This is a genomic window from Nitrospirota bacterium, assembly GCA_016207885.1.
Taxonomy (GTDB): Bacteria; Nitrospirota; Thermodesulfovibrionia; order UBA6902; family UBA6902; genus JACQZG01.
Genome location: JACQZE010000003.1, coordinates 214,200 through 241,193 on the forward strand (window position 1 = coordinate 214,200; position 26,994 = coordinate 241,193).

28 protein-coding genes are annotated in these 26,994 nt (G+C 47.0%); 19 read left to right on the forward strand and 9 right to left on the reverse strand.

Features of this window, described 5'->3' with window-relative positions:
- Positions 1-41 precede the first annotated feature (41 nt).
- The 10 genes from argF to HY807_01145 all read left to right on the forward strand — a co-directional run bounded on the left by argF (position 42) and on the right by HY807_01145 (position 6,955).
- Positions 42-944: an ornithine carbamoyltransferase gene (gene argF, locus HY807_01100; protein ID MBI4825006.1), complete on the forward strand. Its 903-nt coding sequence runs from the start codon at positions 42-44 to the stop codon at positions 942-944.
- Between the two features lie 92 nt (positions 945-1,036).
- On the forward strand, positions 1,037-1,480 hold the full coding sequence (locus tag HY807_01105; protein ID MBI4825007.1) for a nucleotidyltransferase domain-containing protein: 444 nt from the start codon (positions 1,037-1,039) through the stop codon (positions 1,478-1,480).
- Complete coding sequence (locus HY807_01110; protein ID MBI4825008.1) at positions 1,455-1,874, forward strand: DUF86 domain-containing protein; 420 nt, start codon at positions 1,455-1,457, stop codon at positions 1,872-1,874. The genes HY807_01105 and HY807_01110 overlap by 26 nt, the downstream gene beginning before the upstream one ends.
- Positions 1,871-3,394: a 2,3-bisphosphoglycerate-independent phosphoglycerate mutase gene (locus HY807_01115; protein MBI4825009.1), complete on the forward strand. Its 1,524-nt coding sequence runs from the start codon at positions 1,871-1,873 to the stop codon at positions 3,392-3,394. Before HY807_01110 ends, HY807_01115 begins: the two co-directional genes overlap by 4 nt.
- A 13-nt stretch (positions 3,395-3,407) precedes the next feature.
- Positions 3,408-4,106 carry a ComF family protein gene (locus tag HY807_01120; protein MBI4825010.1) on the forward strand — a complete coding sequence of 233 codons (699 nt, stop codon included), beginning with the start codon at positions 3,408-3,410 and terminating at the stop codon, positions 4,104-4,106.
- Positions 4,107-4,302: 196 nt separating this feature from the next.
- On the forward strand, positions 4,303-4,581 hold the full coding sequence (locus HY807_01125; protein MBI4825011.1) for a hypothetical protein: 279 nt from the start codon (positions 4,303-4,305) through the stop codon (positions 4,579-4,581).
- 98 nt (positions 4,582-4,679) lie between these two features.
- Entirely contained in the window at positions 4,680-5,699 is a 1,020-nt protein-coding gene (locus HY807_01130) for a hypothetical protein (protein ID MBI4825012.1), read from the forward strand.
- A 148-nt stretch (positions 5,700-5,847) separates the two neighbouring features.
- Positions 5,848-6,078 (forward strand): ribbon-helix-helix protein, CopG family, encoded by a 231-nt coding sequence (locus HY807_01135; GenBank protein ID MBI4825013.1) that lies wholly within the window; start codon positions 5,848-5,850, stop codon positions 6,076-6,078.
- Positions 6,078-6,389 (forward strand): type II toxin-antitoxin system PemK/MazF family toxin, encoded by a 312-nt coding sequence (locus tag HY807_01140; GenBank protein ID MBI4825014.1) that lies wholly within the window; start codon positions 6,078-6,080, stop codon positions 6,387-6,389. Before HY807_01135 ends, HY807_01140 begins: the two co-directional genes overlap by 1 nt.
- Positions 6,389-6,955, forward strand: coding sequence for a TMEM165/GDT1 family protein (locus tag HY807_01145; GenBank protein ID MBI4825015.1), 567 nt, complete (start codon positions 6,389-6,391; stop codon positions 6,953-6,955). Before HY807_01140 ends, HY807_01145 begins: the two co-directional genes overlap by 1 nt.
- Here the strand turns inward: HY807_01145 and HY807_01150 are convergent.
- A complete protein-coding gene (locus HY807_01150) occupies positions 6,944-8,422 on the reverse strand; it encodes a hypothetical protein (protein MBI4825016.1) in 1,479 nt (492 codons plus the stop codon). The two genes, HY807_01145 and HY807_01150, sit on opposite strands and share 12 nt — an antisense overlap.
- Positions 8,423-8,517: 95 nt before the next feature.
- Between HY807_01150 and HY807_01155 the strand changes: the two genes are divergently transcribed.
- From HY807_01155 to HY807_01170, 4 genes are all read left to right on the forward strand, one after another.
- Positions 8,518-8,862 carry a hypothetical protein gene (locus HY807_01155; protein ID MBI4825017.1) on the forward strand — a complete coding sequence of 115 codons (345 nt, stop codon included), beginning with the start codon at positions 8,518-8,520 and terminating at the stop codon, positions 8,860-8,862.
- A 154-nt stretch (positions 8,863-9,016) separates the two neighbouring features.
- A complete protein-coding gene (locus HY807_01160; protein MBI4825018.1) occupies positions 9,017-9,601 on the forward strand; it encodes a hypothetical protein in 585 nt (194 codons plus the stop codon).
- A gap of 71 nt (positions 9,602-9,672) precedes the next feature.
- On the forward strand, positions 9,673-10,173 hold the full coding sequence (locus tag HY807_01165; protein ID MBI4825019.1) for a cyclic nucleotide-binding domain-containing protein: 501 nt from the start codon (positions 9,673-9,675) through the stop codon (positions 10,171-10,173).
- Between the two features lie 11 nt (positions 10,174-10,184).
- A complete protein-coding gene (locus HY807_01170) occupies positions 10,185-11,234 on the forward strand; it encodes an AI-2E family transporter (protein ID MBI4825020.1) in 1,050 nt (349 codons plus the stop codon).
- On the opposite strand, the gene clpB is transcribed toward HY807_01170, so the two are convergent.
- Genes clpB through dnaJ form a run of 3 tightly spaced genes read right to left on the reverse strand, consistent with a single transcriptional unit; the run spans position 11,235 to position 15,268 of the window.
- Positions 11,235-13,841 carry an ATP-dependent chaperone ClpB gene (gene clpB / locus HY807_01175; protein ID MBI4825021.1) on the reverse strand — a complete coding sequence of 869 codons (2,607 nt, stop codon included), beginning with the start codon at positions 13,839-13,841 and terminating at the stop codon, positions 11,235-11,237.
- Positions 13,841-14,185, reverse strand: a complete 345-nt coding sequence (locus HY807_01180; GenBank protein MBI4825022.1) for a MerR family transcriptional regulator — start codon at positions 14,183-14,185, stop codon at positions 13,841-13,843. Before HY807_01180 ends, clpB begins: the two co-directional genes overlap by 1 nt.
- A 12-nt stretch (positions 14,186-14,197) precedes the next feature.
- Complete coding sequence (gene dnaJ, locus HY807_01185) at positions 14,198-15,268, reverse strand: molecular chaperone DnaJ (GenBank protein ID MBI4825023.1); 1,071 nt, start codon at positions 15,266-15,268, stop codon at positions 14,198-14,200.
- A 354-nt stretch (positions 15,269-15,622) separates the two neighbouring features.
- Here dnaJ and HY807_01190 point away from each other — a divergent pair, with 354 nt between their 5' ends.
- From HY807_01190 to HY807_01210, 5 genes are all read left to right on the forward strand, one after another.
- Positions 15,623-15,832, forward strand: coding sequence for a hypothetical protein (locus tag HY807_01190; GenBank protein MBI4825024.1), 210 nt, complete (start codon positions 15,623-15,625; stop codon positions 15,830-15,832).
- On the forward strand, positions 15,833-18,031 hold the full coding sequence (locus tag HY807_01195; protein MBI4825025.1) for a DUF2723 domain-containing protein: 2,199 nt from the start codon (positions 15,833-15,835) through the stop codon (positions 18,029-18,031).
- Between the two features lie 119 nt (positions 18,032-18,150).
- Entirely contained in the window at positions 18,151-18,861 is a 711-nt protein-coding gene (locus HY807_01200; GenBank protein ID MBI4825026.1) for a vitamin K epoxide reductase family protein, read from the forward strand.
- A gap of 145 nt (positions 18,862-19,006) precedes the next feature.
- A complete protein-coding gene (locus HY807_01205) occupies positions 19,007-19,789 on the forward strand; it encodes a hypothetical protein (GenBank protein ID MBI4825027.1) in 783 nt (260 codons plus the stop codon).
- A gap of 57 nt (positions 19,790-19,846) precedes the next feature.
- Complete coding sequence (locus HY807_01210) at positions 19,847-20,050, forward strand: hypothetical protein (GenBank protein MBI4825028.1); 204 nt, start codon at positions 19,847-19,849, stop codon at positions 20,048-20,050.
- A 90-nt stretch (positions 20,051-20,140) separates the two neighbouring features.
- Here HY807_01210 and HY807_01215 read toward each other — a convergent pair whose 3' ends face one another.
- The 5 genes from HY807_01215 to HY807_01235 form a co-directional block, all read right to left on the reverse strand.
- The gene (locus HY807_01215) at positions 20,141-21,349 is read right to left on the reverse strand and encodes a molybdopterin molybdotransferase MoeA (GenBank protein ID MBI4825029.1); all 1,209 of its coding nucleotides are present in this window, start codon (positions 21,347-21,349) and stop codon (positions 20,141-20,143) included.
- Between the two features lie 149 nt (positions 21,350-21,498).
- A complete protein-coding gene (locus HY807_01220) occupies positions 21,499-22,713 on the reverse strand; it encodes a TIGR04282 family arsenosugar biosynthesis glycosyltransferase (GenBank protein MBI4825030.1) in 1,215 nt (404 codons plus the stop codon).
- A gap of 119 nt (positions 22,714-22,832) precedes the next feature.
- On the reverse strand, positions 22,833-24,398 hold the full coding sequence (locus tag HY807_01225) for a hypothetical protein (GenBank protein MBI4825031.1): 1,566 nt from the start codon (positions 24,396-24,398) through the stop codon (positions 22,833-22,835).
- The gene (locus tag HY807_01230) at positions 24,398-25,642 is read right to left on the reverse strand and encodes a hypothetical protein (protein ID MBI4825032.1); all 1,245 of its coding nucleotides are present in this window, start codon (positions 25,640-25,642) and stop codon (positions 24,398-24,400) included. The genes HY807_01225 and HY807_01230 overlap by 1 nt, the downstream gene beginning before the upstream one ends.
- Positions 25,643-25,690: 48 nt before the next feature.
- Entirely contained in the window at positions 25,691-26,899 is a 1,209-nt protein-coding gene (locus tag HY807_01235; GenBank protein ID MBI4825033.1) for a prepilin-type N-terminal cleavage/methylation domain-containing protein, read from the reverse strand.
- Positions 26,900-26,994 lie beyond the last annotated feature (95 nt).

Sequence of the window (26,994 nt, forward strand, 5' to 3'; positions counted from 1 at the left end):
TATAGGGCTGTTCTCGCCTGAAGATCAAAAAACTATTTATTATGAAGAGAGATTATCTTACATTTCTGGACATCACGGCAAAAGAGGTTGAGGCACTTATCAACAGGGCCATTGAACTTAAGGCCGGCAAGGACGCGTCAGCCTGCCCCCTCATCGGCAGGAGTATAGGGCTCCTCTTTGACAAGGCATCAACAAGAACGAGGATATCCTTTCAGGCAGGCATATACCAGCTTGGCGCGCAGGGTATCTATATCAATGCAGCTGAACTCCAGCTCGGAAGGGGAGAAACGATAGAGGACACAGCAAGGGTCCTGTCGAGATATCTTGATGCCATCGTTATAAGGACATTCGCGCATGAGACGATCGAAAAGTTCGCGTCTAACGCTGCCATACCGGTTATCAACGGGCTGACAGACCTGCACCATCCCTGCCAGGCGCTCGCTGATATCATGACTATCAAAGAGAAGAAGGGAAGGCTCGCCGGGATAAAGATCGTATACATCGGAGACGGCAACAACGTTGCGAACTCATTGATAGAGGCGGCTATGCTTACAGGTATGGACCTTACCATAGCCTGCCCTGAAGGCTATGAGCCTGACAGTAATATATTAAAAAATGCGGTCTCCAATAATGCAAAAGTGCAAGTCACCAGCAACCCCAAAGACGCGGCAAGGGATGCTGACGTGCTTTATACTGACGTGTGGGTGAGCATGGGCCAGGAAGAGGAATCTGAAAAGAAGAAGAATGTCTTCTCTGATTATCAGATAAATAAAGGCCTGCTGGCTTTGGCAAAAAAGGATGCGATAGTAATGCATTGCCTGCCTGCCCACAGGGAAGAAGAGATAACGCATGATGTTATAGAATCAAGCCAGAGCGTTGTATTTGACCAGGCAGAGAACAGGCTCCACACGCAAAAGGCGCTTCTTGAGACGCTTCTTAAATGAACAAGTTTTATAACTCTTTTTGATGTTTCATCATAATAAAAACACCTACTGTTGCCTTGCATTGTATAAGTATTAAGCCTTATAATTCCTCTATGCAATCAACAACAGTCAGCCATTTAATATCTAACAGCAAAACTTTTTTCGGGCTTGAAGGTCTTGTTGCATTATATGTCTATGGCTCCCTGATTTCCGGAAAGCTCCGAGAAGAGAGTGATATTGATATAGCTATTCTGCCATGTTATAAGACTACAGACGATGAAAGAATTGAATTGATCTCAAAGGTTGAAGGCTGCGTCAGCAGCATTCTTAAAGATACCGGTGTGCAGAGAGAGGTGAGCGTGCTTGACCTGAGAGGGAAATACGTATCTTTATTATTACAGTACAAAGTGATTACTGAGGGAATTATTTTGTATGAGAACAGTAAGGAAGAAAGGTTCGAATTTGAAAACGCTGTAAAAGGCGAATATTTTGATTTTGTGCCGTTTATTGAGTCGTTAAGAAAGAGGAGCCATGGAGATATATTCCAGAAAGTTTGACTTAATAAAAGACTGTATCAATAAATTATCTGTAATAAAGAAAGAAAATTCCACCCTCGATAAGTATAGAACCACCTGGAAAGATAAAGATTCCGCTGAAAGAAATATTCAAAAAGTTGTTGAAGCGATAATTGATATAGGTAAAATGATTGTCTCTGAAAAAAAACTTAGAGAACCCTCTAACAACAGAGAGGTCTTTATTATCCTTGAGGAAAACAATATCTTTCCTTCCGGGTTCATCTCTCTCATAGATAAAATGGTCGGCATGAGAAATATCATTGTTCATAGCTATGACAGGATAGATGATGCCATTGTTTACGGAGTCCTTGAGAAGAATCTCGATGACATTAAAAAACTGACCACTATCCTAAAGAAAGCATGTCTCCCGACATGAGACCATCCGTCCTCATAGTCCTTGACGGATGGGGCATAGGAAGCGACCCGGAAATAAACGCTCAGGAAAAAGCAGACATCCATTTTTACAAAAGCCTCCTCAAAGAATATCCACATACATCACTTCAATGTTCAGGAGAGTCTGTCGGGCTGCCTGAAGGCACGATGGGCAACTCTGAGGTCGGGCACCTAAACCTCGGCGCAGGCCGTATCGTGTATCAGGATCTCACAAGGATAAACAAGGCGATCAAAGACGGCTCTTTTTATAATAATGCCGCATTTAATTCGGCAATTGATGCGGCAGTCAAAAACGGAAGTGCGCTTCATCTTCTCGGCCTGCTCTCTGACGGAGGAGTCCACAGCCACATCAGCCATCTTTACGCGCTGATAGACCTTGCGCTTAATAAAGGTTTAAAGAAGATATTCATACACGCATTCATGGACGGCAGGGACACGCCGCCAGAGTCAGGGATAAACTATATAAATGCGCTTGAAGACTTTATCAAAGATAAACCATCTGTAAAGATAGCCACCGTCATCGGCAGATACTGGGCTATGGACAGGGATAAAAGATGGGAGCGGGTTGCGCTTGCGTACAAGACGCTTGCGAATGGCGAAGGGAAAAGATGTAGATCTGCGAAAGAGGCAGTTGAAGAAAGCTACAGGATAAATGAGGCCGATGAATTTATAAAACCCTGCGTGATAGTTGACAAGAGCGGCATCATCGGAAATATAACGGACGGGGATTCCGTCATATTCTTTAACTTCAGGGCGGACAGGGCAAGAGAGATAACCATAGCGCTTACTGATAAAAACTTTAACGGCTTCAATAGAGAGAAGCTGCCTGAGCCGGGCTCTTTTGTAACGATGACTATGTATGAAGAGGCCTTTCCATTCCAGGCTGCATATCCGCCTGTCAGGCTCACAAATATATTAGGCGAAGTACTGAGCAGAAATAGCATGAAGCAGCTCAGGATCGCCGAGACAGAGAAGTACGCGCATGTAACTTACTTCTTTAACGGCGGAGAAGAGGAACCATTCCCCGGCGAAGACAGGGCGCTTATCCCTTCTCCAAAAGAGGTCGCGACCTATGACCTGAAGCCTGAGATGAGCGCGTACGAAGTTACAGATGAAGTTTTGAAGAGACTTGATACAAAGGCATACGACTTCATCCTGCTGAACTTTGCCAACCCTGACATGGTGGGGCACACCGGCATTATGAAGGCTGCTGTGAAAGCATGCGAGACGATTGATAAATGCCTGAAGAAGATCGTTGAAAAGGTGTCTTCTATCGGAGGGCTTGTCATCATAACATCAGACCACGGGAACTGCGACCGGATGATGGACGGCAAAACTCCGCACACAGCGCATACCACCAACCCTGTCCCTTTTATCCTCTTGAAGCAGGGCGTCAGGCTCAGGGATAAAGGCATTCTCGCTGATGTTGCTCCCACGTTACTTGAACTCATGGGAATTGAGAAGCCCGAAGAGATGACAGGTGTGAGCCTGATTGTAAAATAAAGAACAATTACCGATGCTCAACAAAATCCTGAACATCCTCTTTCCTGAAACCTGCCCTGTTTGTAAGAAGCCTTCATCTGACCATAAAACAGCCCCCATCTGCGCCAACTGCTGGGCAACTGTCATGCCTTATGAAGGCCCTTCATGCCTCAGATGCGGAACGCCTCTTGCCTCTGATCTTTCATCAACCTGCGGAGAATGTCATAAGAATGAGCCGTCCTTTGATAATGCGCAATGCTTCGGCCTGCATGAAGGCGCTCTGCAGAAAGCTATCAGCTTATTTAAGTTTCATGGCATAAAACGCCTCTCATATCCTCTGTCAGAAAAGTTACTGCTCAAACAACTCCCGCAGGCTGACATACTCCTGCCTGTGCCTCTGCATAAAAAACGCCTGAAGTACAGAGGCTTCAACCAGTCCGCGCTTCTTGGAAAATATATCGCACAAAGATCGGGTATGCCTTTAGCGCTGAATACTCTCGTCAGAATAAAGAACACAGTTCCGCAGGTCGGGCTAAGCGCGGCTGATAGAGAACGCAATATCAAAAACGCCTTTGATGTGATCTCAGAAGAAAAGATAAAGGGCAAAAAGATAATGCTCGTTGATGATGTATTCACAACAGGCGCAACCGTGCGGGAATGCTCAAAGTTTTTAAAAAGAGCCGGGGCTGATAAAGTTTATGTCGTGACACTGACACATGGGAAGTTGGATTAATATTCCCCTCTATCAAGAGGGGTGCAGGGGTGTGTTATCTCCCCACTTTAGTAAAGGGGGGCAAGGGGGGATTTTATGATCATTAAAGATTTTTGTTTACAATCTCCATAGAAATACAATATATTTAATTCACATGCTTTATTTGCAATACATCTGGCACTACAGATAAAACACTATAAGAAAAGGAAAACCTATCATGTCATTTAGCAAAGAACGACAAGACTATCATTTAACACCACATGGGTGGGTAGAGGGTTCATTTGAAGGCGATGCTTTAGGAGGAACAAAACATGCTGACGTTCCTATGGATCGCTTGTTGACTGTTTCGTGCTATGACGAAAAGGCTTCTCCTTATTCAGAGCCATTTTTTTATGACAAGCTAACTTGGCAAACTGACGACAAAGATAAAATCGATGCTTCAATCAAAAAATACGGCGATAAACCGGACTGGTTTGGATACAAGAAAATAAAATAAGATTTTATAACAAAGAGATTGAATGTAGGTGAGCTAAGTATTAAGTATAATGTTGTTCAAATATTTAAAAATCATTAACTGCATTAAAGAATAATAAAATGAAAATTTGGCAGGTAGCAGCAGGCGATGGCAGCCGCGATTATGCGGATGTCTTTCTAAAGTTCGGAGTAATTCTCGTTGGTCCTGGTTCCGAAGGTAACTACTTCTCGAATCAAGACACTTATAATAATCCTGATAGTTGGGCTTATCGCCCATTTATCAAGACACTATCAGAGGAGCTTGCCAAAGGTGATCTTGTAGTATTGAAGCGTCCCAGCGGTTACAACTGGGAAATCGTTGCAGTCGGGGAAATCACATCAGACTATCTCTTTGAAAATGTCTTTGGTGACGTGGACGGATGGGATCTTCAACATTGCCGAAGAATAAGCTGGAAGACACCAGTTTTGCAAACCATCATTAGTGGCCTTCGCCGCGGAACTCTTGTTGGCGTTAATCATCAACAAGCGGTCGGGGAAGTGAACAAAGTCTGGTCGAGTGGACTCCAAGTTGCCTCTATTCCTATTCCGATTGAACCAGAAGAAATAAGCGTCGATCAGCTTATCGATTCACTAATGATCGAAGGCTTACCAGGACAAAATGCTGAACTCATTGCAAACACGATTTGGCGCCTTCGAAGAGTCGCAAAGTGGTATAGCTCCCATGGTTCAGATGTCGGTGAGCATGAAATACGAACATTTCTGATAGTACCTCTTCTTACATCTTTAGGGTGGGCTGAGCAAAAAGTAAAAATCGAATGGAATAACATCGATGTTGCGCTTTTCGACACACCATACTCCAAACAGAGCAAGCCACTTGTAATCATCGAATCTAAGCGCCTATGGGATGGTCTGCGCTATGCTCCAGACCAGGCTATTAGTTACGCACAGTCATATCCTGCTTGCGACAGATTCATTGTCTCAGACGGTATTCGCTACAAACTTTTTCGAAGAGAAGGCGATCAGTGGAGCTATACTGCCTATATGAACTTGCTGGCTCCAAAACGAATTCACCCCTACGAATCTGGTGTTGATGGTGCTGTATCATTTTTTCTTGCACTGATCCCAAAGGGGGCAATCTAAGAAAATAGTATAGGGTCTAGACTTGACTATGACATTTACCACACCCCTCACTCCGCCGCTGTAATATACAATAAAATCACAACAATTTGACTCCAATACCTATGTGGGTTATTATAGCTATAATGAACCACATTATTTGGAGGAAACTATGCGAACAATTCAAATGACTTTAGACGATGACCTGGTGGCAGCCGTTGATACGGTTGTGAAAAAACTTAAGACATCGCGTTCAGCTTTTACACGAAAAGCATTGAAGGATGCTATCAAGCAGGTGAATATCAGCGCACTTGAGAAAAAGCATAAAAAAGGATATGAGCGTTATCCTGCCGACAAAAAAGAATTCAGCGTTTGGGAATCAGAGCAGGAGTGGGGTAATTAATGAAGCGGGGTGAGGTGAGATGGTATAAGTTTAAAGCCCCTGACAAAAAGCGGCCGGTAGTTATTTTGACAAGAAGTTCCATATTGGATTATCTGGATGAGGTTACAATTGCACCGATAACCTCAACGATCAGAGATATACCGAGCGAAGTGCTTTTGTCGAAACGGGACGGCATGCATAATGATTGCGCTATTAACTGTGACCACTTGCAGACAGTTTCAAAAGATAAAATCGGATCGTTGATCACAGCTTTACCTAAAGAGAAGCTGTTTGAAATACGAAATGCCATCAGTTTTGCTTTAAATCTTTGATGGAAGCCTTAATTGTATCAACTTCAGTCGTAGCGATTGCAGAGATGGGGGACAAGACCCAGCTGCTGGCGTTTGTTCTTGCTGCGAAGCTGAAGCATAGAACGGCGATCATCATGGGCATCTTCGTTGCCACACTCGCAAATCATTTTTTCGCAGGGTCTATGGGAGTCTGGCTTGCAAGCCTCATCTCTCCTCAAACACTGAGATGGGTTGTGGCTGTCTCTTTTTTTGTATTTGGCGTGTGGGCATTGAAACCTGATGAACTAAATGAAGATCAGAATCTTAGAGGCACAGGGGTATTCATCACCACTCTGATCGCATTTTTTATTGTTGAGATGGGCGACAAGACCCAATTGGCAACGATAGCGCTCGCAGCACGTTATCATTCATTGATCGCGGTAGTTACGGGAACAACTCTGGGCATGATGATCGCAAACGTGCCAGCGGTATTGATAGGTGAAACGCTGGCTCATCGGGTCAACATGAAGGTGATGCGCTGGATAGCGGCTGCGTTATTTATTCTGCTGGGAATTGCGGCATTGTTCGCGCCGATCTCAAAGCCTTAACTTCGAAAATATCTCACCTGCAGCTTCCTGAGAAACATCTGTATCGGAATAAGCGTTAATGACAGTCTCCGCCTCAAGATCCTCAAGAATATACGGAGAGCAGAAACCTATGACGATGGAGTACTTTGAAGCCTTTATGCTCTTTTTGAGGATATCCATTAACTCAGTGGTGATACCGCTTCTGCCCTTCCACGCGGCTACGCTGGAAAAGACTGCTGCTATAAGGATCGTGTCTTTGATGGATGGAGAAAGTTTTTTCTTCTTGTTGTTAACGTAAAAGGAACTCACATCCTTCAAACGGCCTTTTACGGTTTTAACAAATTCCTTCCCTGACATTCTGTCGTCGTCATCAATTACCAGCAGAGATATCTTCTCACCGGAGAGGATCTTAACTTTTATATCATTGATCGCCTTCTTTGCAAGTTCATGCGCTGTTTCACGATTAACTCTGCTGCCGACGGTTCTGATATTTTGTGATGAAGCTTTACGAAATTTCTTTTTTGCCTGCAATACTCTTTTATAAGATTCATCAACTCTTTTTGTTATAGCCTCAGAATTAGCGGAAAGATGATCAATTACATATTCAGGATCAGACGGATGAAGGATTATGTCCGCGCCTGCGAGAAGGGCTTTCATGCACGCCTCGCCCTCAGACTCCTTTGTCTTTCCGCTTACCGCCTGCATGTTCATCGCATCTGTGATCACAAGCCCTTTGTATCCCATCTTCTTTCTTAAAAGACCTGTCATAGTTTTGCGAGATAAGCTTGAAGGCAAGCTTAGGTCAATTGCCGGAACCATCAGGTGGCCTATCATAAGCATCTTCACATCTGCCTTTATCGCCTCTGCAAAAGGATATAGTTCGATCTTATTAAGCCTCTTCATGCCAGCATTTAAAACCGGGAGTTCCCTGTGGGAATCAACAGATGTATCGCCATGCCCCGGAAAGTGTTTTGCGCAGGCGATGATGCCTTCTTTCTGCAAACCTTTTATAAACTCTTTTCCAAACCATGAGGCCTCTTCAGGCTTGTCTGAAAAAGCCCTTGTGCAGATTATCGGATTTTTCGGATTTATGTTTACATCCATGACAGGCGAGAAGATGGTGTTGATGCCGACAACTTTAGCCTCTTCTGCCATCACCTTGATAGCCTTTCTTAAAAGCTCGACATCTGCCCTCTTCTTTCTGTTGACGGCATGTGCGATAGCCATCGCATGAGGGAAAAGTGTGCCGCCTTCAATATGCTGCCCAAGCCCGCGCTCAAGGTCTGAAGATATAAATAGAGGAATATCAGCAGCCTTCTGAAGTTTATTAATCCCGTCTCTCACATCTTTCGCATTGCCGCCGAAGATGATAAATCCGCCGATGCCTTTTTTAACAAGAGAATCATAATAGCTGAACCTTTTCTTAATATCATTGCCATCAAGCCTGGCAATTATGAGTTGGGCTGTCTTTTTCCTGTCCATGAGCATAAGGTAGCATCAGGCTTTATCAGTTGTCAAAAGATATTTGAATTTTCTGCATGAAATCGTTTAAAGTTTCTCATCATAATAAAAGGAGTTAATGAGTGGTTACTGTCGGGCCTGACGGACTTGTAATGTTGTTTTTTGTCTTTTTTGTAACTATCGCAATTCCTGCGTGGGTCACCCTGTTTGTGAAGAAGAAGATGCCTGGAAAGCTCTGGGCCGGGCTGGCTTTAAGCTTTTTCTTTCCTCTGATAGGCCAGCTATATCTTGACGGGGCAGCGTTATATATCTTCATTCTGTTCATCATTGCAGTTATCATTAAGATAGCCTTGTCCGGCGTGAGCGTCTGGTTTATCATTAGTCTCATATCCGCGCTGACGATGTATGTCCGGTTCAGAAAACTGGCAGCTTCAACAAAGATGCCTGATAATACTGACAAAGCATAGCCCCGAAAATTTGCAATCACATTTTAAATGAATTATATTTATTTGTAAGCGTTAACTCATTGGTTGTCATTCCGGCTTGTCCGGAATCTTCCCCTTATTCACCTGAAAAAGAGATTCCGGACAAGCCGGAATGACAGAATTGACAGGAAAGAGCATGAATAAAAATCTGCTATTGATTACGACAATTTGTTTAATTTCCGTTTTAGCCGTTAGCTGCACCTCCCTTCTCCCAAGCTCCAAAACAACCACTGAATCTCCTTGGGAGACCTTTGACGACGCAAAGAAGAACTTTGACAGGATATTGCCGTACAAGACAAAAAACGAGGACCTCAAAGCGCTCAGCTTCCATCCCTACGCAACAGAGAATGTCGAGATACTCACCTACCTCGATATCATTCAGCGTTTCATGCCCAACCCTTCCATACAGATGAAAGACCTTGACCCCGGGCTGCAGGATTGCCTTAAGTATAAGGAGCTCTGCTACGCTTATGAGATCAATATTCAGAACATGAAGAGCAAGCGCTTCGGCAATGTCGTGCTGGACCTCTTCAGCTTCAAGAGAAAGAGTGAAGATTACGGCTGGAACTTCAAGGCGCTTATCGTGCTGAATGAAGACCTTGTTATTTATAAACTGTGGGGCGGCAAACCCAATACGCATGAGTTTCGTGAGCACAATAAACCATTGGGCCCGCTGCAGGAATCAGAGTCAATCCTGCGCGGAGTAGTCCCTACACCGTAACATTCCACCGCTTATCCGGCGCCCGCTTTGAAATATCAAAAAAAGTATTTTTAGCTTATAATATCTCTCAAATGAACAACCTTTGGGGCAACATATTTAAGCGTCAGCAAAGAGAAGGTGTCAGGGACATACTTAAAAAGGTTCCTGTCTTTGCGGATCTGAGCAACAATGATATATCACATATTGAGCGCATACTGCATTGCAGGGAATACCAGCCGGATGAAGTTGTCTTCAGCCAGGGAACGCCCGGATTCGGTATGTACATTATCGAAGACGGCGCTGTAACCATAGTATCTGAACCTTCAATGAAGGTGCTTGCTGAACTGCAGGGCGGAGATTTCTTCGGGGAACTTGCCCTGCTTGACGACTCTCCGCGGAGCGCGACCGCAATGGCGAAGACATCATGCAGGATGCTCTGCTTCTTTCAATCCGACCTCTTCGAACTTATCAGCCAGAAACCGCGGATAGGTGTTAAGATACTTCAATGCCTCGCCAGGACTATCGGCGAACGCCTGAAAAGAGCTAACGAAGAGATACACGCCCTTCATAAAAGATCAGAAGCCCGGAGTTGACGGTATAAAAATTGGAGAGCCAGGAAGAAAATAAAGGCGGGCGCTGGTTCAGGGTAATACTAATTCTGATACTCTTCATCGCAGCGGCATCCGCCCTTTCATTCATCAGCGATGTAGTAAAGATCCTTATCATCTCGGCATTGCTGGCATTTGTCCTTGACCCTTTGGCGCTTTTGCTTGAATCACGCGGGATGAGCCGCACCCTTGCGACAGCGACACTCTTTCTCACTATAAACCTGGCCGGCATCATCTCAATCCTTCTTCTGATACCTCTCTTTTTCGGAGATATCACCGCGATCCAGATCAATCTGGATTCTGCCCGGACAACCGCAATGATCGAAAAGATCGAACACCTCATTGAGAATGACCTCTCATTCCTAGGCATTAAAGATATTCATCTGATGGCAAAGATCCAGAAGACCATCGGCAGCCTGGGTGAATGGTTTGTCAACCATATTCTCGATATGGCATCTCTCATGATTGACTTATTTCTGATACCTTTTATAACCTTCTTTTTTCTTAAAGACGGCAGGGCATTCAAAAAGGCATTTGTCAGCATGGTGCCCAACAGGTATTTTGAATTCACACTGCGCCTGATCTATAACCTGGAAAATCAGGTCTCAAACTTTCTGCGCGGCCAGTTAATTGACGCTATGGTCGTCGGCGTCCTCTCTACGATAGCGCTCTGGATAGTCGGCGTGAAATATTTTCTCTTCATAGGTGTCTTTGCCGGGCTTGCGAACTTCATGCCTTACTTCGGGCCCATAGTCGGAACGGCTCTGGCTGTGCTTGTTTCTCTCCTGAATAACGGAAATTTTGAAACGGTATTTTCCGTTATCCTTGCCTTTGCCGTGGTAAAGCTCATAGACGATATGGCGGTGCAGCCGTACGTCGTAGGCAAGAGCGTCAACATGCACCCGCTGATAGTATTGCTCGTAATCATTATAGGCGGCAAATTCTTCGGCATACTCGGCATGTTCCTATCAGTGCCTGCAGCCGGTTTCATAAAGGTCGTGCTGCAAGAGAGCATCGGCAATCTCCGCAAATATGGGGCTATCTGATCAAGAAGCCGTCACCCCTGCCGCTTTTTTAAATAATATCTTTTCTCCCTCAATATCCGCCTCTATCATGTCGCCTTCACTGAAGCTTCCGTCAAGGAGCTTTGTGGCAAGAGGGTTAAGTATCTCCTTCTGTATCGCCCTCTTAAGCGGCCGCGCACCGTATAACTGGTCATAACCCACATCCGCAAGATACGCCTTGGCCCTGTCAGTCAGCGTAAGGTCAACACGCCTCTCTTTAAGATAACGCTTCATCTGTTCAAGCTGGATATCCACTATTCTGACAAGAAGCTCTTTGTTCAGCGGATGGAATATTATCGTCTCATCCACCCTGTTTAAAAACTCGGGCCTGAAGAACTTCTTAAGGTCATCTGTAACGCTCTTGCGCATCTGGCCTTCATCGCTCCACTCTGTGAGCATCTCCTGTATATGCTGGCTGCCTATGTTCGAGGTCATGATAACGACCGTGTTCCTGAAGTCAACGGTGCGCCCGTGCCCGTCCGTTAGCCTGCCGTCATCAAGCACCTGCAGAAGGACATTGAAAACCTCCTGATGCGCCTTCTCTATCTCATCAAAGAGTATGACCGCGTAAGGCCTCCTCCTTATCGCCTCGGTAAGCTGGCCGCCCTCGTCATAACCAACATATCCCGGAGGCGCGCCTATGAGCCTTGATACCGTATGCCGCTCCTGATACTCGGACATGTCAATCCTTATCATGGAATCTTCATCATCAAAGAGGAACTCCGCGAGCGCCTTCGCAAGTTCTGTCTTCCCAACGCCTGTCGGCCCGAGGAATATGAATGAGCCTATCGGCCTGTTCGGATCCTGTATGCCCGCCCTCGCCCTGCGTACCGCATCTGAAACAGCGTTTATCGCCTCCTCCTGCCCGACAACTCGGAGCTTCAGCCTCTCTTCCATCTTAAGAAGCTTCTGCACCTCTCCCTCAAGCATCCTGCTGACCGGCACGCCTGTCCACTTTGATACTATCTTCGCGATATCCTCGTCATCCACTTCTTCCTTAAGCATCCTGTTCTTACCATCCTCTTCCAGTGACCTCTTCTGCTCTTCATTAAAGGATTTCTGCAGTTCGATAAGTTTTCCATATTTAAGCTCAGACGCCTTGCTCAGGTCTCCCTCGCGCTCAGCCTTTTCCGCTTCTATCTTTACCTTCTCTATCTCCTGCTTGATAGCGCTTATCTTCTTGATAGCATCCTTCTCGCGCATCCACTGCGTCTTCAGCATATTGCGTTTCTCGGTAAGGTCGGCTGTCTCCTTGTTCAGCTTTTCAACCCTCTCCTGCGAAGCCTTGTCCTTCTCTTTCTTCACAGCCTGCTTCTCCATCTCATACTGCCTGAGCTTTCTTTCGATCTCATCAAGCTCAACAGGCATGCTGTCTATCTCCATCTTGAGTCCTGATGCTGCCTCATCTATAAGGTCGATCGCCTTGTCAGGAAGAAACCTGTCTGATATATACCTGTTGCTAAGCACTGCGGCTGCAATGAGCGCGGAGTCCTTTATCCTTACGCCGTGATGGACTTCGTAGCGCTCTTTCAGTCCCCTGAGGATAGAGATCGTGTCGTCAATGCTCGGCTCCTGAAGAAAGACCGGCTGGAACCTTCTCTCAAGAGCTGGATCCTTCTCAATATATTTTCTGTACTCATTCAGTGTAGTCGCGCCGACACACCTGAGGTCTCCTCTTGCAAGGGCAGGCTTGAGCATGTTTGATGCGTCTATCGCGCCCTCTGCCGCGCCCGCGCCCACTACGGTGTGAAGCTCATCTATGAAGAGTATGACCTTGCCCTCTGCCTGCTCAACCTCCTTCAGAACAGCCTTGAGCCTCTCCTCAAACTCTCCCCTGTATTTCGCGCCCGCGACAAGCGCGCCCATGTCGAGTGCAACGACCCTCTTGTCCTTGAGTGAATTGGGCACATCGCCAGAGGTTATCCTCTGTGCAAGCCCCTCTGCCGCAGCGGTCTTGCCGACTCCCGGCTCGCCGATAAGGACAGGATTGTTCTTCGTCCTTCTTGAAAGCACCTGGATCACCCTTCGTATCTCATCATCCCTTCCTATGACAGGGTCAAGCTTTCCCTTGCGGGCAAGTTCGGTAAGGTCTTTCGCGTACTTTTTCAGAGCCTGGTATTTGTCTTCAGGCGCCGGGTCTGTGACACGTTGTGTGCCTCTTATATCCCGCATCTTCTCAAGTATGCCTGCTTCCGTGATTCCGTATCTGGTAAAGAGCTTCTCTGTCCTGCCTTTTGACTTGATAACCGCCAGAAGCAGGTGCTCGACGCTTACATAATCATCCTTCAGATGCTCCGCCTCTTTAAGCGCCCTCTCAAATATATCCTTCAGTTCCTGTGTTACATAGAGCTGCCCCATGGGCGTGGAGCCGAGAACTTTTGGAAACCTCTCTATCTCAGCCTCAACATCCTTTCTCAGCGCATTCACATCCACACCAAGTAACTTTATAAGCTCAAACGCTATCCCCTCATCCAGAAGAACATATAGCAGGTGTTCAACATCAACCTGCTGATTGCCCTTTCCCTCGGCATACTGCTGCGCCTTCTGAACAGCCTCCTGGCTTTTAACTGTGAATTTATCGAATCTCATCACTCTTCCTCCTCAAATATCTCTCTGATTCTCTTTTCAAAATCGCTCCTGATGCTGCTTTCTATATGAGCCATCATCTCATCCATCTCCCTGTGCAGCGCTTCCATCCTGTGCCTCATCCTGAGGATTATATCCACTCCTGCCCTGTTCACGCCGAGGTTCTTTGTAAGGTTCAGTATCCTCCTGATACGGTCAACATCCTCTGCCGAGTAACGCCTTGCGCCGCCTACCCTCTTCGGATGTATGAGCCCCTCTCTCTCATAAATGCGGAGCGTCTGCGGATGTATATGGAACATCTCGCAGACAACGCCTATCATAAAGAGCGGGTGTTTCCTGTCATCCATCAGAATATCACCTTACTTCTCATACGCCTTCTCAATCTCTTTCAAAGCCTCTTTTGCCTTGTCATTTACTGACTTTGGAACAACGATCTTTATGACCGCATACTGGTCGCCTTTATTTCCTGTCTTCTTATTCGGGATGCCCTTGCCTTTGAGTTTGAACTTCTTTCCGCTGTCCGTGCCTGAAGGAAGAGTCATCGTAACAGAACCGTCAAGCGTCGGAACCTTGATCTTCCCGCCGAGTATCGCTTCATTAACGGTCACAGGAACGTCTGCATAAAGGTCATCATGCTCCCTCTTGAATACAGGGTGCGGCTTTACCGTCAGGTCTATATAGAGGTTTCCCGCAGGGCCGCCTTTCATGCCTGCGCCGCCCTTGCCTCTGATCTTCAGCCTCATGCCTGTGTCAGCGCCGGGCGGGACTTTTACATTCAAAGATTCAGTGGCCATTGTGAGACCGCTGCCGCCGCATGCGCCGCATGCCTTAGTGATTATCTTTCCAGTGCCTCTGCATGACGGACAAGGCTGATTCATGTTGAACATCCCTCTTCCCTGTTTTATAACACCTGAGCCTTTGCAGTTTGAGCACGTCTGTGAAGACTCAGCCCCGCTCCCTCCGCAGCTCTTGCATGTTGCTTCTCTTCTTAATGAGATAGGTTTTGTCACTCCCCTGTACGCGTCTTCAAGCGTTATCTCAAATGATGTAACGAGGTCATGCCCCATTGCGGGCCGCTCTCTCTGTCCAAAACCACCGCCGCCAAATAGGTTTGTGAAGATATCTTCAGCGCCCTCAAATCCCCCGCCGAAGCCGCCTCTGAATTCCTGGCCTCCGAAACCCTGAAAACCATGCGCCCCTTCAAACCCTGCCTCGCCGAACTGGTCGAACTGCTCCTTCTTCTTGGGGTCGCTCAGAATTTCGTATGCCTCATTTATCTCTTTGAACTTCTGCTCGGAAGCCTTGTCGCCGGGGTTAACATCAGGGTGAAATTTGCGCGCAAGTTTCCTGTACGCCTTCTTTATCTCAGCGGCAGAGGCATCTTTTTTAACTCCGAGTAATTCGTAATAATCTTTTGTTCCTGTTGCCATTTAACCCCTTTTATTCTCTAAGCTATACGTCTGGTTTTATAATATAACTTGATACAATTCATGTCAAGCTGTTTAATGCCATACTGTTACAATCTGCTCGATAGTTATAATTTTACGCCCTTTCCCTTTATGTTTCAAGTGTAGATTTTAGTATTATATTTCAATGCGTTATAAGCTTTAAAGCTGGACATTTTTTATCTCATCATTTATAATCGCATGATGCTGCCCCGTATAATACCATTAATAATCTCATGCCTAATTATCTCAGCGCATTTTTACAGGCATTACAACTATCCCCTGATGATAATAAGCATCCTTGTGCCGTTTTTACTTCTGATAAAAAGGAGGCGGGCATTGATAGTGATACAGTTCTTTGCTTTGGCAGGCGCAGGGGTCTGGATAAATACTATCATTGAAATTGCTGACGAAAGAATGCATTTCAACGAGCCGTGGATAAGGATGGCTTTAATACTCGGAGCAGTTGCGCTCTTCACGCTTTTTTCAGGATTGCTGCTGAATGCAAAGAAGGTTAAAGATAATTATCCGCTTGAAGGCGACTGGTAAATGAAGAAAGATAAAAATACAGTGAAGAAGAAACCATCGGCAGGACGCTCAACTCCAATCACCTCTCCGTTAAAACCTGCCCGGCCTGCGTTTATTCCTAACCTGTGGAACCGGCTGACCATCATTCCTAACCGGCCTGTCACGACCATCTCTGCCAATTGGCTTCATCTTTTTATTGTGGCAGCCTGTCTCTTGCCGCTCTACGCATACACATCGCCCCGTACTCTTGCGCTTGAGGACGACGGACTCTTTGTAATGGCTGCAAGATTTCTTGGAATACCTCAACCGCCGGGATATCCTCTCCATTCGCTGTTGGGATGGTTCTTCACTCATCTTCCTGCCGGAACCGTGGCATATCGCCTTCACCTGATGAGCGCGGTCTTCGGTGCGCTCACCTGCTGCGCTGTATGGCTGATAATTCGTACGCTTGTCCTTGATGCGGCATGCGCATACGCAGGCGCTCTGCTCTTCGGTGTGTCTCGGGTCTTCTGGTCTCAATCAATAATCGCCGAGGTCTACACGCCCAATACGTTTCTCTTCTTCTCGACAGTATATCTTGCTATGCAATATGCCGCTCAGCCAAGCCGCGGCCGCCTCAGAGCATTCGGAATTTTTTACGGCCTCGGACTTGCCTTACACTGGCCGCTCGTTGTGCTCTCGTCGCCGGGGCTCGTCTTTCTTCTGCTTCCAAGGTGGAAAGATATCCTGCGCGACTGGCACACCTTGCTCATATCAATCCTGCCCGCCGCGATCTTGCCATATGTGTGGATGGTGGTACGCTCCAATATGAATCCTCTGATCAGCTTCTACGGCCCGATAAGATCAATGGGAGAATTCATCTTCTTCTTTCTCCGCCGAGGATTCAGAGAGGTTGACACAAGTCAGAGCGCAGGCCTGATAGACAAACTTCTCTTTGAACGATTCCTGCTGCTTGAGATGCTCTGGCAATATACGGTGATTGGTGCGGCTCTTGCGCTTGCCGGAATATGGCTGCAATGGAAACGCTTCACAATGGGCACAAGCCTCGCGTGGATGATGATGTGGTTCAGCAGTTCTTTGCTGCTTGGCTCAGTGCTCGCATTTGACTACGAACCTCTGATGCAGTCTGTCATCACCGTCTATCCGCTGATCCCATACGGGGTGATGGCGATATGGATAGCTGTGGCGCTTGATGCCGGCTTCTCACGCTGGGTGGCATCACAGGCAGCGAAAATTCTCATAGTAGCGTGCTTGGTTGTGGCAGTCGGCATCGTGAATTTCGGACAGAACAATCGCAAAGACGACACATGGCCGCGTGACTATGCAGAGGCTCTCCTGAGCGGCCTTGATAAAGACGCCGTCCTCTTCACCAATGGTGACCAGGATGCGTTCCCTCTCGGCTACTTCAACCTTGTTGAAGGAATGCGGCCGGATGTCACACTCTATAATGATCAGGGCCTCGCCTTTGCCAACCGGCTCTACCGGTTTGACGACGCCAATCGGTCTGCCATTCTTGATGACTTTGTGCGCCGCTCCGCGCGCCCGGTCTATTTCATCATGCCAAACGCATACAGGTTTGCAACACAGGACGGGGGATTTTACGTCAAGGCAAGGCCGGATCTTCCTGACGGACGGATACTGTTTGAATTAGGCGAACCGGCACGCGCCTTCGTGCGCAAAATGGAAGGGATGAAGCTGCGCGATCAGTGGTTCAATAATCACCGCGACAGTCAGCGCCGCCGCTTCATGAGCGTGCTCACATACTTTAAATACTTCGAGCCTTCAGTCTTTGAGAGTGCTGACCTCGCTGAGCTCTATGGGCTTCTTGAGCGAACGCCGGCAGGCAGGCTCGGACGACTCACGCCATGGGCCATCGATAAAGTTCCTCCTGACGAATGGGATCGGTATGTTGACCAGGCCGTTACTGCAATGAAGGAGACCGGCTCCAAGAAGGATCTCTCATTGGCTGTCTATATGAAAGGGCTCGGGCTTTTGAGCCATGGGCGCGAAGCTGAGGGAGTACAGCGCCTTACGGAGTCGGTTGACATCTATCCTAACCGAAAGAACCCTGCTGTGATGCGATTGCTTGAGTACTACTCTGAAAAGCGTCAGCAGGCAGACTTCTTCAGCCTTGGCAACCGCTTCTTCATCGGGCAGACTGTTGATCAGCCGACAACAGCGCGGCTCCTGCAGCTTGGCTCTGTCTTCAATGGCCGATGAAAAATTAAATGACAAGGCTATCTCTCTTTGTCATTCCGGCTTGTCCGGAATCTATTCTGGTATAATTATTAATCAAAAGTATTAAATAAATAATCCCATAATGAATGTGAGGTAACAAATTGGGCAAAAAAGAGAAGAAACAAAAAGAGGCTCTGAAGAAATCATCTATTGAAGAGCCTCAGATACAGGAAGAGCCTGCTAAAAAGAAGAAATTTAAAAAGCAGCAGATACCTAAATATCTGGAGAAGCCGAACTGGACGCTGACCGGGCTTGCAGCCGCAGGCATGATCCTTACCGCCTACCTCTCCCTTATCCACTGGTTCGGGCAGAAGCCGCTCCTCTGTAATGAGGGAAGCACATGCAGCATCGTGCAGGGAAGCAGATGGGGAACCTTTCTCCTTCTGCCGACAGCATTCTGGGGTTTCCTCACATACACCGCGCTCGCATTCATCGGCTTTAAGATCCGCGACCGCGCCTCGCACTGGAAAGCGGCATGGACGGTCTCGCTCATAGGCTTTGCATACAGCATCTATCTCGTCTCCATCTCCATCTTTGTTATCAAGGCCACATGCATCTACTGCCTCGCCTCCTTCTCTATCATGACTGTGATATTTATAGTTATGACTTCACAGCGTTCTTGGCTGCCCAACCTTAACTTTGCGTCATGGGCAAGGCAGGCGGCGATAGTGGCGGTGATCATCATAGGCGGAATGCATCTGCACTACAGCGGCATCTTCTATTCAGGAGCCGGGCCGGAAAAACCTTATCTCAAAGGATTAGCCGAACATCTCACCAAAGAGGACGCGAAGATGTACGGCGCATTCTGGTGACCGGCATGCGTGGAACAGAAGTCTCTGTTCGGGGCATCAAAAGACAGTCTGCCGTATGTAGAGTGCTCACCAACCGGACGCTCAGGCCCGCCATCGGCTGAGTGCATTAAAAACAATATCAAGTCCTTTCCCACATGGATCATAAATGGAAAGAGGTATGAGGGGATTCAAAAGCCTGATCGGCTGGCTGAGATTACAAGGTATACGGGGAGTAAGTGACATGAACATAAAAAAAGACCACATAAGATTGGCATCCTTGTTTTATACACCCTTGATGATGGTTGCTATATTCACTTTGCTTGACGCAACAAAAATGCGTTCATGGTCTTTTTACCCACTATCCTTCATTCTATTTATACCCATTGTTTTAAAACTAAAATATAAAGAAATAAAACTTTTAGAAATAAATGTTCTTTGCATTCTTGGTTTTATCTTTGGTTTTTTTATCGTTGCACGCAATATTAATATCTCGATTACAATTTGGCTTATTTCATTATTACCCGGGATCGCTTTTATGAATTCAGCGGTCTTGTTAATAAATTTCGCTGCCTTGATCATTCATAAGCCAAGCAATAATGCTCTTAATTTTTCACAAAATCAAACAGTGTATAATTCATCAAAGAGAGTACCGTTAAAGACAATATTTGCATGTGTATTCTTTGCATTGAGCCTCTTACCAATAATTGTATATGTATACCCACCTTTTGCTTTCGCCCTTCTAATGCAACTATTGGGTCATCAGTCAGGAAATCCTATAAGTTATATTTTCAATATAGGGATTATTCTATATCCTTTCGTGCTGATATCATGCGGTATTAAATTTAACGCTAATTTAAAAAAGGAAGAAACAGATAAAGCCATGTTTTTAGCCATGCTGCCTTTAGGTTATGTATTGCTTATGTCTGGCCTATTCATGCTGTTAGCTTGAGTTGACTTAACCATCTATTTATTTAAGATATAAAACTATTGATAGGCAGGAAAATATATGAAAAAAGAATACGATTTTTCCAAAGGTGAGAGAGGCAAGTTCTATCGTCCGGACGCAGAATTATATCTACCTATTTACATCGAGCCTGACATGATGGAAGTGCTAAGAAAATTCTCCAAGAAAAAAGGCGTTGAGGTCACAACGATAGTAAATGAGTGGATAAGAAAAGACATCTCCATAGTGGAAACAATAACAAAATAAGGCATAACCAATCGCTACAGGATTTGGGATAAGCTTCACGCGAATAACAAAAGGACAGATTCCGGACAAGCCGGAATGACAGCAAAGTTATTAACCCAATAACCGAACCTTAACCTTACTCCCCTTCTTCACAGTATCAACATCCTCAGGAACAATGATAAGGCTGTCAGCCTTGACCATTGAACTGAGCATACCTGAGCCCTGCTCGCCTGTGGTCTTTGTGACGTAGCCGTTGTCTTCCCATCTCGTCTGCGCCCTTACAAAAAAGGTCAGCCCCTTCTTTGTCTTTACATCCTCTTCAAGCACAGCCTCAACCTCTCTCCTGTCGCCGCCTTTGCGCCCTAACATCTTCATGATGGCAGGCCTTACAAAGACCTCAAAGCCTATCATCGTTGAGACAGGATTGCCGGGAAGGCCGAAGAAGGGTTTGCCTGCAATGGTCCCGAATAGGTTTGGTTTGCCCGGCCTCATCGCGACCTTCCAGAACTTCTCATCCATGCCAAGCTCATTCATCACTTCCTTTACATAATCATACTCGCCCATTGAGACACCGCCTGAGGTGACGATGATGTCGCATTCGAGGCAGGACTTGAGCGCATCACTGAGGCTCTTTTTATTATCCTTGGCAACGCCTTTATTGACCGGCATGCCGCAGCTTGCGATCACCTGAGTGAAGAGCGAATACGCGTTTGAGTTCCTTATCTTGCCGGGCTGCATCTTCTCCTCAATGCTTATGACCTCATCGCCTGTCGTGACTATCGCAACCTTAGGCCTCTTTGAGACATTCACTATGGCTATACCCATTGATGCAAGCATCCCTATATGAGATGGGCCTATGAGGCTGCCCTTTTCCAGGACAAGGTCTCCCTTTCTGATATCCTCACCCGCCAGCCTGATGTTATCACCTGCTTCGATATGCTCAAAAACCTCTACAAAACCATCCGCCTCTTTTGTATTCTCAACCATTACAACAGCATCAGCGCCTTCGGGTATCGGGGCGCCTGTCATTATCTTTACAGCCTCGCCCTTATTCACCTTTGATGATGTATCGCCGCCAGCCCTGAATTCGCCTGATATCTTGAGTTTGATGCCTGATGCTTTAGCTGCTGATATGCTGTCGGAAGACCTGATCGCAAAACCATCCATCGCAGAATAATCAAATGCAGGCAGGTCACAATCGCTGTGTATGTCCTCTGCGAGAACCCTGCCTAAAGATTCAATTATGCCGACCTTTTCTTTGCCAAGCGTGCCTTTGACTGAATCAAGAACTGTCTTTAACGCTTCATCAACGCTTATCATTATTAATCCTTTCTATTTGGAATCTGTTTTTTTAATTCCCCCTTAGAAAAGGGGGATACAGGGGGATGTTGAAATATAACACACCCCTACCCCCTCTTATTAGAGGGGAAGATTCTGGACAAGCCAGAATGACAGACAAAAAATATACTTTATTTCTTTCTTAAATACTTAACATGCCTTTTATAAAAATTAAGGTCATCAATATTATCCACGTCATACCAGAATGGAAGCAGTGAGAATTTGACCCTGCCGGCATATAGCTTATCAAGCGTCTTGTTCAGCACATCGGAAGAGTCCCATGGAATACCCTTGAATACATTGCTAAAGAGCTTCTTCATGCCGACAAGGTAGTAGCCTCCGTCAGTGCACGGGCCGAGGACAAAGTCCTTCCTGTCAAGTTCATCAAACGCCTGTCTTATAAAATCAACCGGTATCGTCGGGCTGTCGCTGCCTATGACAACCACCTTGTCATATCCTTCTTTGAACTTGTCGCTGAATGCGTTGATGAACTTTTCTCCGAGGTCTTTCCCTCTCTGGACAAACTCGCCCTTGAATTTATGCTTCCGGCTGAGGTTCTTAAGAAATGTGTCCTGCGTCGTTGGAAAACATCCGAGAAATTTGTCAACTTCTTTCAAGCCATCGCATATCTTCATGGTGTCCGCAACAAATGATTTGTACGCCCTGAGCGTCTTGCCGCTGCCGAGGTCTTTCATCAGCCTCGTCTTCACCTTGCCCGCTTCAGGCGTCCTCACAAATATAATAAAAGCATTCTTCGCATCGCTGTATTCATCCTTAAAGAGCTTGAACCTTTTGCCGGTCCGCTTAGCCTTGCGCTCGCGTTTGCGCGACTCATCCATATATGATTCCTTCTCCTCGGGATAGTACTCAAACAGCTCTTTCCAGAACTTTATGGAGTTAGAGATATATTTGGGATTATATGTCTTTTGAGGTTTATCCATGAGGCTGCACTTGACATCTTTGCCGTTAAAATAAGAGAGCCCCGCTATCTCTCCGTCTTTATTTATATGCGGCTCAAACGGAAATGTCATGCAGTTGAAAGAGCGCTGCTCCCTTATACATTTTTCAGGGCCGGGACATGACGCAAAGACATAATAATCTTCAGACTCCTCGATATACTTCTTCACCTCTTCTGTCCTGGGAGCCCTCTTCCAGAACCTGCCGTTGCGGCGGTGCCTCTTATACTCATCATGAAAGAGGATAGGCACGACAAACTCGTTCTCGCAGCAGACAGGCACGCCGTTATTTTTCGGGGCGCAGAGCTTGCCGCAGTCGAAGTCTATCATGTTGACCGAGAGCAGATCCTGAAACATCTTCATATCTCTCTCTGTTATGCGCTCTTTCATGGAATATTATGGTACATCTTGAAGAGGCTATTTATCAATGCGTTGTTTATACATACAGCCAGAGATATGCTACGTTTATCTGCGAAAAAAACGGAGGTTGTAAGGCTTGCTGAACTGTATTAATTATCGGAAAAAGAACAGGAACCGAGGTTAGTTATCTCAATGTCGCAGCCGTTATCAATGTCATAGCTCCTCAGGTCGGTATAGCCCTTGCTGCAGGTCTGAGAGTTGCACGCGCCAGATGTGCCGTAGGTCTTTAATGTGTTCCCTGCGTTTACACTGTTGCCGACGCCGCTGCCCCAGTCGGAACAATTGACGCCCGGCTGGATCTTGAATCTGACATTGCTCCCTGTCGAATTTAATACATTGATGCCGGTGGCCTCGCAGGGGTCGCCCGCGGCCACGCAGTTGCTGTCTTCAAAGATAGTGTAATCAGGCGGATCGTTAGGGGTAAAACCGATACAGCAGTCCGCGTTAATATCGGTAAGTATCGCCTGATTGTAAGTCGCAAGGAGCTGCTGATTATTGCAGTTGCCGTTGGATGTGCCATATTGGTATATCACCTCATTCTGGCTGAGGGTTCTTGTGCCGTCAGTAGTTACCTCATCGCCGTCATTGACCTGCAGGCATGCCCCGTCAAGCATAAAATCTTTTTTATTGCCCATGGAATTCCATACCCTGTATTCCGTGCAGATATGCAGCCCGGGCAGGGGGATTATACTAAGCGGAAAGGTCTTGTTTGCAATATTGTTATCATCATCCCTGACATATACGGGTATGTACATTGTCGAAACCTGTGTGGGTGTACCGGATACCTGAATGCTTGTGCACGACTGCCAGGTGCCTGTCTCGGTTGAAGTAACCTCATCCCATGAACACGAGACAGAAGAGACAAGGTTCCCGTCACATAAGATATTCAATCCGGCCTGGGGATCCTCCTGCACGCACCATCTGTAATCCTCGTCAGGATCGGAGTCAGCGCCGTCAGCAAAAAGAACTCCCCCTTCCGCGTAAACAAATACGTTATAGGCATTTGTAACAACTCCGTAAGGAAGAGAACTGTTTATTATCTTGATCCCTGTTCCGCATCCAACTCTGGCCTTAAGTTCGCTGAGCTCCATCCACAGTACTATATCGGAATAGTTCTCAGGCCTGTTGAGTCCGGAGGCATAGTCATCGATTCCGATGAGGTCATAATCATATGTATTTATGGTGGAACTCGCCACGTTTGTCTGCATATTAAAGTTATCGCCGCCGCTCACGATGACAAAAGCCACATTATCGATTATTGCGGAGGGTGAGGCGCATGATGCGTCACCTCCGCAATTTTGCACATGGGTGTCTGTGGTGTTCCTGTCACAGATCGGATCACCTGAAGTGAGGCCGGGATCAGGGATATAGACAAGGTCATTGCCCCAGATATCTTTGGGATTCCTCGCGATATTGGCAAACTCGGCAACGGTCGGGATACGGCCGTTTGTCACGGCAAAACCGGCTACGGCATCGATCCCGGCATTAATGATATCCTTTGTGTCAATGTGCTTCTCCCTTTGCAGAAGAGGTCCCAGCGCTTTGATGCCGAATACAATAAGCAGTCCTATGATCATAAGAATGATCCCGAGATGCAGAAGGGCTACTCCGTCCTTATTTGATGCCGCGCGTTTGAGATTAGAAATAAATTTCATCACGGGCACGTCCTGTCGGCCTGGTCAAACCAGATACAGCAGTCTCCGTTGGTATCGGCAACTATGGCCTGGTTATAGGTAAGGGCAGACTCAAGCCCGCCGCAGCTCCCATTGGACGTTGTGTGCATCTCCATCTCCTCATTCGGTGTAAGTGTGCCGATGGAGCCGGAACCGGTTACCTCGTCATTAAGAAAGATAGCGTCACAAACTCCGGAAACTCCCAACGCAGTGATCCGATAATCCGTCTTAACAGCGGGCTTGCCGTTCCAGACCCTGTATTCGGGGCAGATGTTCAATCCTGAGATCGAACCTATCGTGACTGCGAATATCCTGCTGCCTATATTGCCGCTGCTGTCTTTTACATAGACGAATATCCTGAAAGCTCCGCTGGTGACAGGTGTTCCTGACAGCTCAAGGCTTGAACATTGCTGCCATGTGCCGCTTGCCTCCCCGCAGGTCAATGAAGAAGCAAGAGCGCCGTCACCGGGATTACATACATAACTCAATCCGCCCGGGGCGCTTGAGGTAACGCACCACTCATAATCCTCGGCAGAATCGGTATCTCCGTTTATGTCCGCAAAGGGGACACCGCCTGTCGCGTAAAAATTCGCGTCATAAGGGCTTGATAAAAGTCCGGACGGCAGGGGAACGTCAAGGATATTGAGCGGGGCCTCTTCACAGCCCGCGGCTGTCCTGAGTTCGCTGAGCGTCATCCATTTGACGATATCATCGTATTCCTGAAGCCTGTTGATCACGGGGGTGAAGTCATCTATCCCCGCCAGCCCCTTTTGATATGCTTTGACCGGGTTCACCGTTGTATTTGTCTGGATGTTGAGGTTGGAGCCGCTGCTCAGTATAAGAAAGGCAACATTCGGGATTGTGTCAAGAGGAGCCGTGCATGAGGAGCCGCCGCAGACCTGGACTGTTAGGGCGGTGGAATCCCTGTCACATATATTGCCGGCAGCGAGGCCGCTGTCAGAGAGATAGACAAGGTCTTTGCCCCATATGTCCACAGCCTCGGTGACAACCGAAGGGAACTCGGCAGTTGAAGGAAGCCTTCCGTTTACCTGCGCGAAACCTATCACTGATATAACTGAGGAATCGATAATCTTCTTCGACTTCTCCTGCTTTATCCTTTCAACTATAGGGGCGACCATATGCATGGATATCACAAAAAGCAGGCCGAAGATAACCAGAATGATCGACATCTCGACAATGGTGAAGCCTTTCCCTTTATTCAACATGTGTGTTCCCTTTGCTGTTATAAAGCTCATCGCGAATACAGTCCAAACTCAAGGGCAGGTCTTGTCTGTTCCTGAGACATCTATACAGCAGTCCGCGTTGTTATCAGAAAATATCGCTTCATTGTAGTTGAGAATACTGGCCGCGCCTCCGCAGCTTCCGTTTGACGTTGAATGCTGGACAATGCTCTCGCCGTTCTGAAGAACCCTTGACCCGTCAACAGTTATCTCAGCTCCGTCATTGATGGCAAAACAGCCGCCGTCCATCTCAAAATCATTCTGGTTTCCGGTATCATTCCAGGCCCTGTATTCCTCACAGATGTGCAGCCCCATCACCTGGCTGATGCTGAGGCCGAAGGTGCGGCGGGCAAGGTTTCCGGTATCATCTCTTGCATGGACAGGAAGGCTGAAGACGCCCTCCTGCGTAGGCGTGCCTGATATCCTGAGGCTTGTACACTGCTGCCATGTTCCGGTTGAAAGGCCGCATGCCGCTGATACCGCGAGGTTTCCGTTACAGTCATAACTTAACCCGGTCGGCAGCGTTCCTGTGACACACCATTCATAATCATCATCTGAACCGGAGTCCGCGCCGTCGGCAAAGAGCACCCCGCCGGCCGCGAATATATCCGTAGAATAGGTTGACAACAGGAACCCTGACGGGATATCGACATTTAGTATCTTCATGGGAGACCCGCTGCATCCGGCCTTAACCCTGAGTTCAGGGAGAACTACCCACTTGACAATATCCTTATACGCCTCAGGCCTGTTCATTCCCGGTATGTAATCATCAACACCAACGGTGTCAGGAGAATATACCCGAATGGTATTTACGGTCGTATTTGTCTGACGATTCAGGTTTGCCCCGCTGCTCACCACAATGAAGGCGACATTCTGCGCGGTATCCTCCGGTGTCCCGCACGTGGCGCTGCCGCAGGTTTCGACAGTCAGGGCTGTAGAGTTCCTTGCACAGATGCCTCCGGCAAGGACAAGGTCAGCGTCGGGCTTATAGATAAGGGCATTACCCCACGGGTCTTTAGGTATCGAAACTGCCAAAGGAAATTCTGCCACAGTAGGGAGGCGGCCGTTAATACTGGCATAACCCATGACAGACTCTATCGCCGCATCAACAACATCGTTGCCTTCGCTGCGCTTTAACCTCTCTATTAGCGGGCCTGTCATCTTCACGCCGATGGCGAAGAGAAGGCCGAAGAGTACCAGTACTATAGCAAGCTCAACCAGTGAAAAACCTTTTGATCTCATTGCTCATTCACCTTAAATCTCAAAAAAGAGGATTTCCCCTGACAACGCAATCCCTGTATACCTAAGGCTATCAGAATAAAACGGTTAAGTCAAAA